Origin of the sequence: Streptococcus mitis (assembly GCF_965111725.1) — a bacterium.
In the GTDB taxonomy this organism is placed as follows: domain Bacteria; phylum Bacillota; class Bacilli; order Lactobacillales; family Streptococcaceae; genus Streptococcus; species Streptococcus mitis_DV.
The window spans coordinates 1941572-1956870 of sequence record NZ_OZ217341.1; the positions used below are offsets into that span (position 1 = coordinate 1941572).

Annotated in this window: 13 protein-coding genes and 1 riboswitch; of the genes, 6 read left to right on the top strand and 7 right to left on the bottom strand. The window is 43.1% G+C overall.

Annotated elements, in window-relative coordinates; translation table 11 throughout:
• Nucleotides 1-37: 37 nt before the first annotated feature.
• The 4 genes from spx to uvrA form a co-directional block, all read right to left on the bottom strand.
• Nucleotides 38-436: a transcriptional regulator Spx gene (gene spx / locus ACLV7Q_RS09435; RefSeq protein WP_000591165.1), complete on the bottom strand. Its 399-nt coding sequence runs from the start codon at nt 434-436 to the stop codon at nt 38-40.
• A gap of 135 nt (nt 437-571) precedes the next feature.
• A complete protein-coding gene (gene mgtA / locus ACLV7Q_RS09440) occupies nt 572-3232 on the bottom strand; it encodes a magnesium-translocating P-type ATPase (protein ID WP_218757278.1) in 2661 nt (886 codons plus the stop codon).
• 194 nt (nt 3233-3426) lie between these two features.
• A riboswitch (M-box (ykoK) riboswitch) is annotated at nt 3427-3577 on the bottom strand.
• 57 nt (nt 3578-3634) lie between these two features.
• The gene (locus ACLV7Q_RS09445; RefSeq protein WP_218757277.1) at nt 3635-4696 is read right to left on the bottom strand and encodes a M24 family metallopeptidase; all 1062 of its coding nucleotides are present in this window, start codon (nt 4694-4696) and stop codon (nt 3635-3637) included.
• Nucleotides 4689-7520, bottom strand: coding sequence for an excinuclease ABC subunit UvrA (gene uvrA / locus ACLV7Q_RS09450; protein ID WP_218757276.1), 2832 nt, complete (start codon nt 7518-7520; stop codon nt 4689-4691). Before uvrA ends, ACLV7Q_RS09445 begins: the two co-directional genes overlap by 8 nt.
• A gap of 131 nt (nt 7521-7651) precedes the next feature.
• On the opposite strand from uvrA, the gene ACLV7Q_RS09455 reads away from it, so the two are divergent.
• The 4 genes from ACLV7Q_RS09455 (at nt 7652) to ACLV7Q_RS09470 (ending at nt 10831) form a co-directional block, all read left to right on the top strand.
• Nucleotides 7652-8596, top strand: coding sequence for a magnesium transporter CorA family protein (locus ACLV7Q_RS09455; protein ID WP_000815623.1), 945 nt, complete (start codon nt 7652-7654; stop codon nt 8594-8596).
• 11 nt (nt 8597-8607) lie between these two features.
• Entirely contained in the window at nt 8608-9285 is a 678-nt protein-coding gene (locus tag ACLV7Q_RS09460) for a DUF1129 domain-containing protein (protein WP_218757275.1), read from the top strand.
• 142 nt (nt 9286-9427) lie between these two features.
• Nucleotides 9428-10462, top strand: coding sequence for a S66 family peptidase (locus ACLV7Q_RS09465; protein WP_173253824.1), 1035 nt, complete (start codon nt 9428-9430; stop codon nt 10460-10462).
• 105 nt (nt 10463-10567) lie between these two features.
• Nucleotides 10568-10831, top strand: a complete 264-nt coding sequence (locus ACLV7Q_RS09470) for a SemiSWEET family transporter (protein WP_000166114.1) — start codon at nt 10568-10570, stop codon at nt 10829-10831.
• 84 nt (nt 10832-10915) lie between these two features.
• Here ACLV7Q_RS09470 and ACLV7Q_RS09475 read toward each other — a convergent pair whose 3' ends face one another.
• Genes ACLV7Q_RS09475 through mutL form a run of 3 tightly spaced genes read right to left on the bottom strand, consistent with a single transcriptional unit; the run spans nt 10916 to nt 14047 of the window.
• The gene (locus ACLV7Q_RS09475; protein WP_218757274.1) at nt 10916-11479 is read right to left on the bottom strand and encodes a DNA-3-methyladenine glycosylase I; all 564 of its coding nucleotides are present in this window, start codon (nt 11477-11479) and stop codon (nt 10916-10918) included.
• A 9-nt stretch (nt 11480-11488) separates the two neighbouring features.
• Nucleotides 11489-12082: a Holliday junction branch migration protein RuvA gene (gene ruvA / locus ACLV7Q_RS09480; RefSeq protein WP_173253826.1), complete on the bottom strand. Its 594-nt coding sequence runs from the start codon at nt 12080-12082 to the stop codon at nt 11489-11491.
• Between the two features lie 15 nt (nt 12083-12097).
• Nucleotides 12098-14047 (bottom strand): DNA mismatch repair endonuclease MutL, encoded by a 1950-nt coding sequence (gene mutL, locus ACLV7Q_RS09485; protein ID WP_218757273.1) that lies wholly within the window; start codon nt 14045-14047, stop codon nt 12098-12100.
• A gap of 205 nt (nt 14048-14252) precedes the next feature.
• Between mutL and ACLV7Q_RS09490 the strand changes: the two genes are divergently transcribed.
• A complete protein-coding gene (locus ACLV7Q_RS09490) occupies nt 14253-14693 on the top strand; it encodes a LytTR family DNA-binding domain-containing protein (RefSeq protein WP_218757272.1) in 441 nt (146 codons plus the stop codon).
• Complete coding sequence (locus ACLV7Q_RS09495; protein ID WP_218757271.1) at nt 14690-15148, top strand: DUF3021 domain-containing protein; 459 nt, start codon at nt 14690-14692, stop codon at nt 15146-15148. Before ACLV7Q_RS09490 ends, ACLV7Q_RS09495 begins: the two co-directional genes overlap by 4 nt.
• Nucleotides 15149-15299: the final 151 nt, after the last annotated feature.

The following is a 15299-nucleotide window of genomic DNA, read 5'->3' on the forward strand; positions in this document are numbered from 1 at the left end:
ATAGAATAAGACTGGGAATTGCTCCCAGCCTTGATGTTTATAGAGCTGCACGCAAACGTGCTTCTGCATTTTCTACATTACGGACAGAGCGTGGTAGGAAGGCACGAATATCATCTTCCTTATAGCCAACTTGCAGGCGTTTTTCATCTACAAGGATTGGGCTCTTTAAAATTCTCGGTGTTTCCATAATCAGATTGAGGACTTCATTGACGCTCAAATCTTCAATATCCACTCCAAGGGCTTTGGCATAGCGATTTTTAGATGAAACAATGCTGGCTATTCCGTTATCTGTTTTGGTTAGAATATCCAGTAATTCTTCTCTCGTAATTCCTTCTTTACCAAGGTTTTGTTCTTTATAACTTAACTGGTGGGCATTGAGCCAGGTTTTTGCTTTTTTACAGCTAGTACAACTTGAGACTGTATAAATTTTAATCATGTACCTACCCCTTTCGCTACATGTTACTATCAGTTTAGTCTATTATACCATAAAAAACATCCGACTTGCGACCTATTTTTAAATTTTTTTGACTTTTTTCGTCATTTTCGTACTTTTTTCTTGACAAAATGAAATTTACAGCCATTCTTGATATTTCTTGATATAGATTTTTTTCACAATTGTCACGCTAATCATATACAAAATAATGATGAAAAGTAAAAAGATGAAATAAATCGGTTTTAAAGGAGTTAGATGAAGTAGGATTGCGAGTGGACTGTAGGGAAGGAAGGTCACAAAGGCTGCAGCCAATAAGGTTGTCACAAGGACTAGCCAAGCTGGACGACTTTGCAAAAAGGGAATTTTGGCTGAACGCAACATATGGATAACCATGGTCTGTGACCACATGGACTCGATAAACCAACCTGTCTGAAACAAGACAATAAATCCTACGGCAGACTCTGATCCATGGACATAGGTTTGACCTGTTGTCATGGGTACAATGATAAAATAAAGCAAAATGAAGGTCAAAATATCAAAGGCAGAAGAGATAGGTCCCATCCAAATCATGAAACGTGTGATAGACTTGGCTTCCCAAGTATGCGGATTTCTCAAAAAATCTTTATCCACCTTGTCAAAAGGCAAGGCAATACAAGACAAATCATAGACTAGATTTAGGATAATCAAATGGACTGGTGCCATTGGTAAAAATGGCAAAAAGATTCCAGAGACCAATAGGGATAAGATATTTCCAAAATTAGAACTCACTGTCATTTTGATATATTTAGTCATATTGGCATAGACCTTACGACCTTCAACAAGTCCTTTTTCCAGCACCATGAGATCCTTATCAAGTAGGATAACATCAGCTGTTTCTTTAGCAATATCTACTGCTGTATCAACAGAAATCCCCACATCTGCAACTTTCATAGAAGGAGCGTCATTGATTCCATCCCCCATATAGCCTACAGCATGACCATTAGCCTTAAATTGCAAAATAATCCTTGCTTTTTGGTCAGGAGAAAGTTTGGCAAAGACTGTTACCTCCTCCACGGCTTGAGCCAATTCTTGATCACTCATCTGATCAATTTCGGACCCCAACAGCATCTGATTGATATCCAAACCAACCTTTTCACAAACTGCTTGGGTAACTTTTTCGTTGTCTCCCGTCAAAATCTTTGTTTGAACTCCATGTTCTAACAGAGCCTTAATTGCTGGTGCTGCAGATGGTTTAGGAGGATCTAGAAAGGCTAAATAACCAGTTAGAATCATATCCCCTTCATCATCAACTGTATAGGCATGACCTTCCCTCAAACCTGACTTATAGGCAACCCCCAAGACACGCAAACCTTGTTGATTTAGTTGTCTGACTTCTGCTAAAATTTCGTCTCTAATAACATCTGTCAAGGGAGTAATCACTCCTTGGTATTCCGCATAACTGGAAATCGTCAACATTTCCTCTAAGGCACCCTTGGTTACCAAACTAACAACTTCGTGTTCATCCTTAACGATAACACTCATCCGTCTACGTTCAAAATCAAAGGGAAGCTCATCTATTTTTTGAAAAGTTTGAGCCAGATTTTGCAAGAGGGGGTGTTCTTTGGCTTCCTTTTCAGTCCGTTTGATGATGGCTCTGTCCATCAAATTTTTCAAGCCCGTTTGAAAATAAGAATTGAGATAAGCTCGTCTCAAGACGGTCAAATCCAAGCGTCCGTGGATGTCCAAGGGATATTCAAGGACAATTTCGTCTTGGGTTAGAGTTCCTGTCTTATCTGTACACAAAATATCAATCGCCCCTAAGTCCTGTATGGCATTGAGTTTCTTGATAACCACTTTTTCCTTGGCCATAATGATGGAGCCTTTTGCTAGACTGGCCGTGATAATCATAGGAAGCATCTCAGGTGTCAATCCAACACCAACACTCAAAGCAAATACGCCAGCTTCCAGCCAGTCACCATCTGTTAAACCATTGGATAAGAAAACAATGGGCACCATGACCAGCATCAAACGAATCAAGAGCCACGAAATACTATTCATCTCCCGTTCAAACGAAGTAGGCTCATCATAGGTGTTCAAAGTCTGCTCAATGGCCCCCATCATGGTATCATCACCAACTGCTAAAACCACGGCCTTGGCACTACCAGACAAGACATTGGTTCCCATAAAGGAGAGCGCTTCTGCTTCTAGCAGACTATCAGATTGTTGAACTGTTGCCTTGGTCAAGGCCAATTTTTCAACCGATTCACTTTCACCTGTCAAGCCCGACTGTTGTACAAAGAAATCGCGCGACTCAAATAAAAGAAGATCTGCTGGAATCATGTCTCCAGCGCTTAATTTAACCACGTCACCCACTACCAAATCATCGATAGGTACTTCTTGAATTTCTCCTTGACGAATGACAGTCGCTGTGTTGACAATCATTTTTGATAGATTGGTCGCAGCCTTATCACTACGGAGTTCTTGGACAAAGCGTATGCCACCAGAAATGAGGACTAGGACAACGATGATAATAGAAGTCGTCGGATCCTCTTGACCTGGTTTTGCCAACCAGACATTGGTCACCAAGGAAATCACGGCGATGACCAGTAAGATGATCGTAAAAGGATTGATAATGGATTCGTAAATCTTTTTGAGGATACTGTCTTCTTGACCCTTTGTGATGGTATTTTCGCCATATAGGTCACGATTTTTCTCCACCTGCTCCTCAGTCAAGCCTGTTAGACTTGTCTTATAAAAAGATAGAGTTTCGTTTAAAGATGTATGAATAGCTGTTGCTAATCTTTCTTTTGTAGTTTTCATTGGTTTCTCCTATCTGTATGAATGATGTGTTTCATACACAGAGACCAATCACTTTATAAGGGCAGAACGACACAAATCAGCGATTGGCTGTGTATGTGCGGTTCCGGATGATCGTCAATTTGCATCGTCTATCTCCTTTCTTTGATTTAAACAGTAGAAAATCCCACCATAAAATGGCAGGATTAAAAAACTAATTATCTGTTTTTCGTTCAAGCTTTAACTCCATAGGGCAATGTAATGAGCTTAGTCTTGGCCTTCGCGACCAGGACTGTTGACCAACGAGTAGTGTCTCCACTGCTTTGCGGTAGTCATCCGTATCCCTATGGTAGCCTCACCTACCGTTTTCGTCTTTCAGTATAAACCTTTAAAATTTAAAAGTCAATCATTTGAGTTGTTTAACTCTTAAATAACTATCAACTCTTTTGGAGCTAGGGTCAATAATTCACAACCTGTCTCTGTAATCAGAATATCATCCTCGATACGAACGCCATATTTGCCTTCGATATAGATACCTGGTTCATCGGTTAAGGCCATACCTGCCTTAATAGTTTCTGTAGAAGTTTGGCTAAAGTAAGGCTCTTCATGGATATCCAGTCCAATACCGTGTCCAATACCGTGAGTAAAGTAGTCGCCATAGCCTGCCTCGATGATAATATCACGAGGAATTTTGTCAAAGTCACGGAAACCTAATCCTGCCTTAGCCTGGTCAATCAAGGCTTGGTTGGCTTTTAGAACTGTATTGTAAATCTCTGCTTGCTCGTCGCTGATATGCCCCAGATAGATAGTCCGTGTCATATCACTGACATAGTGGTCATAAAGGCAACCGAAGTCCATGGTAATAGCTTCTCCTAGCTCCACTGGTTTGTGCATTGGATGGGCATGGGGTTTAGAAGAGTTGATACCGCTAGCTAGGATAGTGTCAAAAGACAAGCCAGATGCTCCCAACTCACGCATGCGGAAGTCAAGGAAGTTGGCAATCTCAATTTCAGTCTTTCCTGGTTTGATAAAGTCAAGCGCATCGCGGAAAGCTTGGTCTGAGATAGAACAAGCCTTGCGAATAGCTGCAATCTCCGCTTCATCCTTAATCATTCGAAGACCTTCGACAAACTGAGTTTGTGGAAGCAAGTCAATTCCTTCAAAGGCGGCCTGCATACGGTGATAATAAGAGACCGAAATCTCATCCTCAAAACCGATTCGAGACAAGCCCATGTCCTTGACAATTCCTGCAATGACAGCCAATTCATCACGGTCAGCCACAATCTCAAAGCCACTGGTTTCTTGCTTGGCTGCAATGATATAGCGAGAATCCGTCACCAAGACCTGACGGTCACGGCTGATAAAGACTGTTCCGTTTGAACCCCAAAAACCAGTCAGATAATAGACGTTTTTAAGGTTATTGATGATGATGCCATCTAGTTCTTTTTCTTGCATTTTCATTAGAAATGCTTGTACACGTTTATTCATGATGTAACTTTCCTTTCAAATACTGTCCTGTGTAGCTGGCTTCGTTGGCCGCTACTTCTTCTGGAGTTCCTGTTGCGATGATGGTTCCACCGCCGACACCGCCCTCAGGACCCAAGTCAATAATATGGTCTGCTGTCTTAATGACATCCAGATTGTGCTCAATGACAAGAACCGTATTGCCATCGTCGACAAAGCGAGCTAAAACCTTGAGCAAGCGAGCGATATCCTCCGTATGAAGCCCTGTCGTCGGCTCATCCAAAATGTAGAAAGATTTTCCTGTCGAGCGTTTGTGGAGTTCGCTAGCCAGCTTCATACGCTGAGCTTCTCCCCCAGAAAGGGTGGTAGCAGGTTGCCCCAATGTCACATAACCCAGTCCCACATCCTTGATAGTCTGAAGTTTACGTTGAATCTTTGGAATGTGTTGGAAGAACTCCACCGCATCATTGACGGTCATATCCAAGACCTGCGAGATATTTTTTTCCTTGTAATGAACTTCTAGGGTCTCACTGTTGTAGCGGGTTCCATGGCAAACTTCACAAGCCACGTAAACATCTGGCAAGAAGTGCATCTCAATCTTGATAATCCCATCACCTGAGCAGGCTTCACAACGACCACCCTTGACGTTGAAACTGAAACGCCCCTTTTTGTAACCACGAATCTTGGCTTCATTTGTCTGAGCAAAGAGGTCACGTATATCGTCAAAAACTCCCGTATAGGTAGCCGGGTTAGACCTTGGCGTTCGTCCGATAGGGCTCTGGTCAATATCAATCAAGCGGTCTACATGCTCAATCCCTGTGATGGTCTTAAACTTACCAGGTTTGTCTGAATTGCGGCTGAGTTTTTGGGCAATGGCCTTTTTGAGGATGCTGTTGATGAGGGTCGATTTCCCTGAGCCCGACACACCTGTCACTGCGATGAATTTTCCTAGTGGGAAGCGAGCGGTGACATTTTGCAAGTTGTTTTCACACGCTCCTGTCACCTCGATAAAACGACCATTTCCGGCACGGCGCTCTGTTGGTACTGGAATGGCACGTTTTCCTGACAAGTACTGGCCTGTGATAGACTTGCTGTTGCGAGCCACCTGTTTGGGCGTACCTGCGGCAACAATCTCCCCACCAAAAACACCGGCACCGGGACCAACGTCAATCAGATAATCAGCCTCACGCATGGTATCTTCGTCATGTTCCACTACTATGAGAGTATTACCCAAATCACGCATCTTTTTGAGACTGGCAATCAGACGATCATTGTCCCTCTGATGAAGACCGATTGACGGCTCATCTAGGATATAAAGGACGCCAGATAGGTTGGAACCAATCTGGGTTGCCAAACGAATACGCTGGCTCTCACCACCTGAAAGGGTTCCTGCCGAACGAGACAGGGTCAGATAGTTAAGACCCACGTTATTAAGGAAGGTCAAACGGTCCTTGATTTCCTTGAGAATAGGCCGAGCAATAATAGATTCATTTTCAGACAAGGTTAGCTGGCTCACCAAGTCCAAGTGGTCTGCGATAGACAGATCTGAGATTTCTCCGATATGTGGTCCTTGCTGGCCACCCACACGGACAGACAAGGCCTGGTCATTGAGACGATAGCCGTGACAAGTTCCGCAGGTCAGCTCATTCATGTAAAGACGCATCTGGGTGCGGGTGTAGTCGCTGTTTGTCTCGTGATAGCGACGCTTGATATTATTGACAACTCCCTCAAAAGGAATATCGATATCGCGCACGCCACCAAATTCATTCTCATAGTGGAAATGGAATTCCTTGCCATCCGATCCGTAGAGAATCAAGTTCTTGTCTTCTTCTGACAGGTCCTCAAAAGGCTTATCCATAGCCACTCCAAAGGCCGTCATGGCCTGCTCTAGCATATTTGGATAGTAGTTGGATGAGATAGGATTCCAAGGTGCTAAGGCTCCCTCACGTAAGGTTTTGCTGGCATCTGGTGCTACCAAATCAGTATCCACCTCCAGCTTGATGCCCAAACCGTCACACTCACTACAAGAACCAAAAGGAGCATTGAAGGAGAAGAGACGAGGCTCTAACTCTGGTACGGTAAAACCACAAACTGGACAGGCATAATGCTCAGAGAAGAGCAACTCAGAATCGTCCATGGTGTCGATAATGACATAGCCTTCAGCGATACGAAGGGCAGCCTCAATGGAATCAAAGAGACGACTACGAATGCCCTCCTTGATAACGATACGGTCAACCACGACATCGATATTGTGTTGCTTGCTCTTTGACAATTCTGGCACTTCGGTCACATCATAGACTTCCCCATCCACACGGACACGAACATACCCATCTTTCTGAACCTTCTCGATAACACTCTTATGTTGACCTTTTTTCTTGCGGATGACAGGGGCCAAGATCTGCAAGCGCTGGCGTTCAGGTAACTCCAAAACCTTATCCACAATTTGCTCCACAGAAGAAGCTTTAATAGCTCCATGACCGTTGATACAGTAAGGCGTCCCCACACGCGCGTAGAGGAGACGCAGATAGTCATTGATTTCCGTCGTGGTTCCCACCGTCGAGCGAGGATTTTTACTAGTCGTTTTCTGGTCGATAGAAATAGCTGGACTGAGACCATCAATGGCATCTACATCAGGCTTCTCCATGTTTCCCAAGAACTGGCGAGCATAGGCTGACAAACTCTCCACATAGCGACGTTGTCCCTCCGCATAGAGGGTATCAAAGGCCAAACTGGATTTCCCTGAACCTGACAAGCCTGTCACAACAACTAGCTTGTCTCGTGGAATCTCCACATCAATATTTTTTAAATTATGGGCACGCGCCCCATGAATGACAATTTTATCTTGCATCTTTGTTCTTTCTAGTCCATTATTGCTTACCATTATACCAAAAAAAGTGAGATTCTATTACCCAAAAGACTGAATTTGTAGTATAATAGTACGGTGTGAAAAAATCTGAAAAATGAGAAAGGATAAGGGATATGAAACAAGTTTTTCTCTCTACAACAACTGAATTTAAAGAGATCGATACGCTTGAACCGGGTACTTGGATCAATCTCGTTAATCCGACTCAAAATGAATCACTGGAAATCGCTAACGCCTTCGATATTGATATCGCCGACCTTCGAGCACCGCTCGATGCGGAAGAAATGTCTCGTATTACCATTGAAGACGAGTATACCCTGATTATCGTTGACGTGCCGGTCACAGAGGAAAGAAATAACCGCACCTACTACGTGACCATCCCGCTTGGTATTATCATCACTGAGGAAACCATTATCACTACGTGTTTGGAACCACTACCTGTCCTCGATGTCTTTATCAACCGTCGATTGCGTAATTTCTACACTTTCATGCGTTCGCGTTTTATCTTCCAGATTCTCTATCGCAATGCAGAACTTTACCTAACAGCCCTTCGTTCAATCGACCGTAAGAGTGAGCAAATCGAAAGTCAACTGCATCAATCAACTCGTAATGAAGAATTGATTGAGCTCATGGAATTGGAAAAAACCATCGTCTATTTCAAGGCCTCCCTCAAAACAAATGAGCGCGTGATCAAGAAATTGACCAGCTCAACCAGCAATATCAAGAAATACCTTGAGGACGAAGACCTGCTTGAAGACACCCTGATTGAAACCCAACAGGCCATCGAGATGGCAGACATTTATGGAAACGTCTTGCACTCTATGACAGAGACCTTTGCCTCTATCATTTCTAACAACCAGAACAACATCATGAAAACCTTGGCACTTGTGACCATCGTCATGTCCATCCCTACCATGGTCTTTTCTGCCTACGGGATGAACTTTAAGGATAATGAAATCCCCCTAAACGGTGAGCCAAATGCTTTTTGGTTAATCGTCTTTATCGCCTTTGCTATGAGTGTCTCGCTCACTCTCTATCTCATCCATAAAAAATGGTTCTAAGAGGAGTTCCTATGTCTCAGATTGATTTACAAAAATTAACAAAGAAAAACCAAGAATTTGTCCACATCGCTACCCAACAATTCATCAAAGATGGAAAAACAGACGCTGAAATCAAGGCTATTTTTGAGGAAGTTATTCCCCAAATCCTTGAGGAGCAAGTCAAGGGTACGACTGCTCGTTCCCTCTATGGCGCACCGACCCACTGGGCTCATAGTTTCACTGTCAAGGAACAATATGACAAAGAGCATCCAAAGGAAAATGATGATCCAAAACTCATGATTATGGACTCAGCCCTTTTCATCACTAGCCTCTTTGCCCTCGTCAGCGCACTCACAACCTTCTTTGCGGCAGATCAAGCTTTCGGCTATGGATTGGTTACTCTTCTATTAGTTGGACTGGTTGGTGGATTTGCCTTCTACTTGATGTACTACTTTGTTTACCAATACTATGGACCAGATATGGACCGCAGTCAACGCCCACCTTTCTGGAAATCTGTACTAGTTATCCTAGCTTCTATGTTCCTTTGGTTGCTTGTCTTCTTTGCAACAAGTTTCCTACCAGCTAGCCTTAACCCAGTACTGGCTCCATTGCCACTAGCTATTATTGGAGCAGCCCTCCTAGCCCTTCGCTTCTATCTAAAGAAACGCTTGAACATCCGCAGCGCAAGTGCAGGACCAACACGCTATTAAGAAGAATGATAAAAGCAACTGCAGGTGCGGTTGCTTTTTCACGACTCTTTTTTGATTTTAAAGTATTCTTCTGACATCCCACATAGCTTTCTCTTATCTTTTGTGATAAAATAGGCTCAATCTATTTCTAGGAGGATAAAATATGATTTCTACTATTGGTATTGTTAGTTTATCTAGTGGCATTATCGGAGAGGACTTTGTCAAACACGAAGTGGACTTGGGTGTCCAACGTCTCAAGGACCTGGGACTCAATCCTATCTTTTTGCCTCATTCGCAAAAAGGATTAGACTTTATCAAGGACCATCCTGAAGCGCGTGCGGAGGATTTGATTCATGCCTTTTCTGATGATAGCATCGACATAATCCTATGCGCCATCGGTGGAGACGATACCTATCGTTTGTTGCCCTACCTTTTTGAAAATAACCAACTCCAGAAAGTTATCAAACAAAAGATTTTTCTTGGCTTCTCGGATACAACCATGAACCATCTCATGTTGCATAAACTAGGAATCAAGACTTTTTATGGTCAATCCTTCTTAGCAGACATTTGTGAATTAGATAAAGAAATGCTGACCTATAGCCTTCACTACTTCAAAGAATTGATTGAGACAGGAAGAATCTCAGAAATCCGCCCTAGCAATGTTTGGTATGAGGAACGAACTGATTTTAGTCCCAAGGCTCTGGGAACACCTCGTATCAGTCATGCAAATACTGGTTTTGAGCTGTTGCAAGGAAATGCCCAATTCGAGGGAAAAATCCTCGGTGGTTGCCTCGAATCCCTCTACGATATCTTTGACAACTCTCGATACGCAGACAGCACGGAGCTCTGCCAAGAATACAAACTTTTCCCTGACTTGTCAGACTGGGAAGGAAAGATCCTCTTGCTAGAGACAAGCGAAGAAAAGCCTGAGCCGGAAGACTTCAAAAAGATGTTGCGGACTTTAAAGAACACTGGTATATTCGAGGCCATCAGTGGACTCCTGGTCGGAAAACCTATGGATGAAACTTTCTATGACGACTATAAAGAGGCACTATTGGATATTATTGACAGCAATATCCCGATTCTCTATAATCTGAATGTCGGCCACGCAACTCCAAGAGCCATTATCCCCTTTGGGGTCCATGCTCATGTAGATGCACAGGAACAAGTCATTCGCTTTGACTATAACAAAAAATAAATAGTTTCTCTATTTTTGTGCTTTTGTATTCGTTTTCGTTACAATTTGTATCTGAATTTATTGCATTTCGCTAATTTCTATGATATCCTTTTGAAGGAGGTGTATATGACAAAACAAAAAATTAATCGAATCGTAGGTTCTATTGGTGCCTTTATTGGAATTATAGTATTTATTGCCTACATACCTCAAATTATCGCTAATTTACAGGGAAATAAAGCTCAACCATTTCAACCTTTATCAGCTGCTATATCTTGCTTAATCTGGGTTATTTATGGATGGACAAAGGAACCTAAGAAGGATTGGATACTAATCATTCCAAATTCAGCTGGTGTTATTTTAGGTGGAATCACTTTTTTGACTTCACTCTAACAAATCTAATAGTATATATAAAAAGCTGGGAAAAATTTCTCAGCTTTTTTCTATATTCTCAGATATGCTAGTTACCTGTACACACTAATTCCTGCTTTTCCATTCACAATCATTCTCGTGGTCATCAACTAGTCCTGCAGCCTGTAGAAAAGACAAGACGGCGACTGGGCCTGTGAACTTGAAACCTCTTTTTTTGAGATCTTTGGCTAATTTCTCAGACAAAGCGGTTTTAGCTGGGGCTTGGCGATAATCAGGAACATCATTGACGATAGTTTTCCCCTCAACAAAAGACCAAAGATAGGCATCAAAAGAGCCATATTCTTCCTGTAGTCGTAAAAATGCTTGGGCGTTAGCGCGTGTAGCAAAAATCTTGGCTCTATTTCGGATGATGGCTGGATTCTCCAGCAAGGCTTCCAATTCGATGTCGGTCATCTCTGCGACTGCTTGAATTTGATAGCCATGAAAGGCTTCTCGGAAAGCCTGGCGTTTGTTTAGTACCGTTTCCCAAGACAGGCCTGCCTGATAGGTTTCCATACACAATAACTCAAACAATGCTTGGTCATCATGGAGGGGCTGGCCCCACTCCTCATCATGATAGGCGATATAGAGCGGATTGGTCATCTTGACCCACGAACAACGTTTTGTCATGCTCTGCTCCTATTTGACCAACATTTTAAGGGCCGACTTGATATAGTTCTCAGCTGTATCTGCCGTTCCTTCAAAGAATTTCTTGATTTTCTTGAGTTCGGTCTCCTTGTAGCCCAGAGCCAACATGGCTTCCATAGCTTCTTCCAGTTCTTGGTTTTCAGCGCTTGCTTGCACTGTCACCTTGGCAGGAAGATCATCTCCTGCAACTACTACCTTGCCTTCCAAGTCCAGCACCATCTGCTGGGCTGTTTTCTTGCCAATTTTTGGGAACTTGGTCAAGTAGGTGATATTCTTGGTTTCGATGGCTTGAACCAAGCCAGCATTGTCATCAGCAGCGATAATAGCGAGAGCTGATACAGGGCCAATTCCAGATACCGAAATCAGACTGAGAAAGAGCTTTTTCTCATCTTCTGAGCGAAATCCATAAAGTAGATGGGCGTCCTCACGCACGACCTGATGCACATAAATTTGAGCCTCCTGATTAACCTGACCTGAATAGGCATAAGGATTGGCCACATGCAGGATATAACCAATACCATTGGTTTCAAGAACAATGTATTTAGCAGTGATTTTGGTAATGATTCCTTTTAAATATTCGTACATAGTTTTCCTTTTAGTTTAATATTTCCCCAACTCACGGAGACTGGTGTGATTTTCCTGAATACGTCGGAACATCTTTTCCATATCCGACTTGGTAAAATGCACCAAAACAGGCCTTCCGTGAGGACAGTTATAGGGATTGTCACATTGAGAAAGCTGATAGAGGAGTTGTCTAGCTGAATGATCATCAATACGATGATTGGCCTTGATAGATCGCTTGCAAGACATCATGATAGCCAGTTCTGCTCGGTATTTCTTGATAGAAACTTCCTTGGTCAAAAGGAGCATGTCGCACATCTCATAGATGCCTGATTCAATCTCTTCTTCTGCCATCCAAATAGGATGTTCACGCAGGATAAATTGATTTTCTCCGTACTCTGCTAGAAAGACGCCCACTTCCTCTAAGAGAGGCATTCTCTCCCTGAGACGAAGGGCATCATCTGCAGGAAATTCAAAGATGTAAGGTACTAGGAGTTGCTGCTGGCTCTGGTCAACATTCCCAATACTTTCACGGTACTCCTCGTACTTGACCCGTTCCTGAGCCGCATGCTGGTCTATGATGTAGAGTCCATCTCGCCCTTGGGCAAAGAGATAGGTTCCATGCATTTGCCCGAAAAATTCCAACTCTGGGAAGCTTGATGATTCTTCTCGCTCCAGCTTGTCATAGGCCTTATCCAGACTGGCTAAATCTAGCTCTGGATGGTCTAGTTGGTCATAATTAGCAGGCTTTCTCTCTGCAAAATGCAGTTTAGCTGGCTTGGTCAGCTGATCCAAGGTTTCCTTGGCAAATAAAGTCAAATCCTGTCCTTCCTCAGTCAATTCTACCTGATAATCAGCCACCTCAGCTTGACTGGGTCTTGTCGGCTCTGTTTTCTCATAGTAGAGCGTATTTTCTTTGAGTGGTAGAATAGTTTGCTCCACCTTCTCACGATTGCGCACAGTCGATTTGGCAAGATTCTCCAAGGCATCTGGTATCAAGGTTTGCTCCTTGAGACTATTTGCAATAGCTTCTGAAACCAGCGCCATCAGTTCTTTTTCCTTGGAAATCCGCACCTCTTGCTTGGTTGGATGCACATTGACATCCGCTAGATAAGGGTCAATATGGATATGAATGACAGCCAGTGGAAAACGCCCCACCATGAGCTTACTGCCATAACCGTCAAGAATAGCACGATTGAGTAAAAAGTTCTTGATATAACGGCCATTGATGAAGAGACTGATATAATTGCGGTTGGCTCTAGTTAACTCAGGCAAGGATACAAAGCCAGAAATTTCGAAATCAAGGTCAGAATTCTCAATTTCAATCATCTTCTTGGCACTGGCCAAACCGTAAATCCCTGCGATAGCTTGGCGCAGTTGACCAGTCCCAGCTGTCCGCGTCATCTCCTTGCCATCACTAATCAAACTAAACGAAATTTCAGGATGGGCCAAGCCCAGACGATTGACAATATCAATGATATGAGACAACTCCGCTTGCTGGCTCTTCATATACTTGAGGCGGGCAGGCGTGTTGAAAAAGAGGTCCTCCACACAAACCTTGGTTCCCACAGGACTAGTCGCTGGGATGATTTCTTCTACTTCTCCCCCACGCGCGACGAGCTTGGTTCCATGACTTGCACCATCCACCGCCGTCAACAGAGTCAGTACACTGACAGACGCGATAGAGGGCAGGGCTTCACCACGAAAACCAAGCGTCCGAATTCGAAAGAGATCTGCCTGATTTTTTATCTTACTGGTCGCATGGCGACGTAGGGCCAATTCCACCTCATCGTGGGCAATTCCGTGACCATTATCTGTGATTTGAATTTTCTTGAGACCAGCTTCCTCAATCTCAATGATAATCTGGCTAGAGCCAGCGTCAATGGCATTTTCTACTAACTCTTTGACCACACTGGCAGGACGTTCAATGACCTCTCCTGCCGCGATCTGGTTTGCCAGCACCTCTGGCAATTCAATAATATGAGACATCTTTCAGCCCCTTTCTGTATCTGTTTTCCTAGAAATTGATAGTGCTATTATACCATATTTCAGAAAGGACAGAAAAGCAAGCGCCACATAGGAGCCAAATTCCTCCACATAGACAAAGTCCCTTGCCATAGGCTATAAAATAGTGTTTAATAAAGGTGTACAAGAAGTGATCACAATTTTGTATGAAAAACAAGGAGAGAAATTTATGAAAGTAGAACTACAGATTAGTGAGACTTACGAGGAGGAAAAATTGATTGTCCAAGCACCTCAAGAGACCGAAAAAGTCCAGAAAGTCATCGAGTTCGCAGAAAATCTTGACCAAAAAGAAACAATCAAAGGAAAGATTGATAATCAGGTCTATCTCGTTGAGATTGGTAAGATACAACGCTTCTATATCGAGAATCGGAAGGTTCTAGCAGAAACCGCGAGTCAGACCTACAGCATTGATTTACGACTCTATCAGGTTCTTGAAATTCTGCCAACCAATTTTATCCAAATTTCCCAATCAGAAATCATCAATATCGATTTCATCTCTCATCTCAAGCTTACCCCCAACGGCCTAGTAGAAATTTTCTTGAAAAACGAAAGCTTCACCTACTCTTCACGCCGTTACCTAAAAACCATCAAGGAGAAATTAGAACTATGAAAAAACAAATCTTCCACGACGCAGCCGCTGGTGTTCTTATCGGCCTCATCCTCTCTATCATCTTTTCACTCATTTATGCACCGAGTACTTATGCCCCACTGAATCCCTACTCTCTCATCGGCCAAGTGATGGCTCAGTATCAGGTTCACGGTGCCCTGGTCTTGCTCTACTGCACTCTTATCTGGGCAGCCATCGGTATTCTCTTCAACTTTGGTAAACGATTATTCAGCCGTGACTGGAGCATGCTTCGTGCGACGCTTTCCCATTTCTTCCTTATGCTGGCTGGCTTTGTCCCACTAGCAACCCTAGCAGGTTGGTTCCCCTTCCACTGGATCTTCTATCTCCAACTCATTATCGAGTTTGCGATTGTCTATCTCATTATCTGGGCTATTCTCTATAAAAGAGAGGCTAAAAAAGTAGATCACATCAATCAACTCTTAGAGCATAGAAAGTAAGAAACTCATAATAAGCAAATCCGAGAAAGAAACTTCTCGGTTTTGCTTTACCCTGCTGTACCTTGCTATCATAGCAGTTGTTTTCAGATCTTCTTTGTAAATTTTCTGTAATTTTCTATCTTTTTTCAAAATATTCTTGCATTTTCCCAAA

Bases quoted from the DNA above. Each gene is read 5' to 3' on its own strand.
- ACLV7Q_RS09470 (WP_000166114.1), top strand. From the start codon at position 10,568: ATGACAAAACAAAAAATTAATCGAATCGTAGGTTCTATTGGTGCCTTT.
- ACLV7Q_RS09455 (WP_000815623.1), top strand. From the start codon at position 7,652: ATGAAACAAGTTTTTCTCTCTACAACAACTGAATTTAAAGAGATCGAT.
- ACLV7Q_RS09490 (WP_218757272.1), top strand. From the start codon at position 14,253: ATGAAAGTAGAACTACAGATTAGTGAGACTTACGAGGAGGAAAAATTG.
- mutL (WP_218757273.1), bottom strand. From the start codon at position 14,047: ATGTCTCATATTATTGAATTGCCAGAGGTGCTGGCAAACCAGATCGCG.
- ACLV7Q_RS09475 (WP_218757274.1), bottom strand. From the start codon at position 11,479: ATGACAAAACGTTGTTCGTGGGTCAAGATGACCAATCCGCTCTATATC.
- mgtA (WP_218757278.1), bottom strand. From the start codon at position 3,232: ATGAAAACTACAAAAGAAAGATTAGCAACAGCTATTCATACATCTTTA.
- uvrA (WP_218757276.1), bottom strand. From the start codon at position 7,520: ATGCAAGATAAAATTGTCATTCATGGGGCGCGTGCCCATAATTTAAAA.
- ACLV7Q_RS09465 (WP_173253824.1), top strand. From the start codon at position 9,428: ATGATTTCTACTATTGGTATTGTTAGTTTATCTAGTGGCATTATCGGA.
- spx (WP_000591165.1), bottom strand. From the start codon at position 436: ATGATTAAAATTTATACAGTCTCAAGTTGTACTAGCTGTAAAAAAGCA.
- ACLV7Q_RS09445 (WP_218757277.1), bottom strand. From the start codon at position 4,696: ATGAATAAACGTGTACAAGCATTTCTAATGAAAATGCAAGAAAAAGAA.
- ACLV7Q_RS09460 (WP_218757275.1), top strand. From the start codon at position 8,608: ATGTCTCAGATTGATTTACAAAAATTAACAAAGAAAAACCAAGAATTT.
- ACLV7Q_RS09495 (WP_218757271.1), top strand. From the start codon at position 14,690: ATGAAAAAACAAATCTTCCACGACGCAGCCGCTGGTGTTCTTATCGGC.
- ruvA (WP_173253826.1), bottom strand. From the start codon at position 12,082: ATGTACGAATATTTAAAAGGAATCATTACCAAAATCACTGCTAAATAC.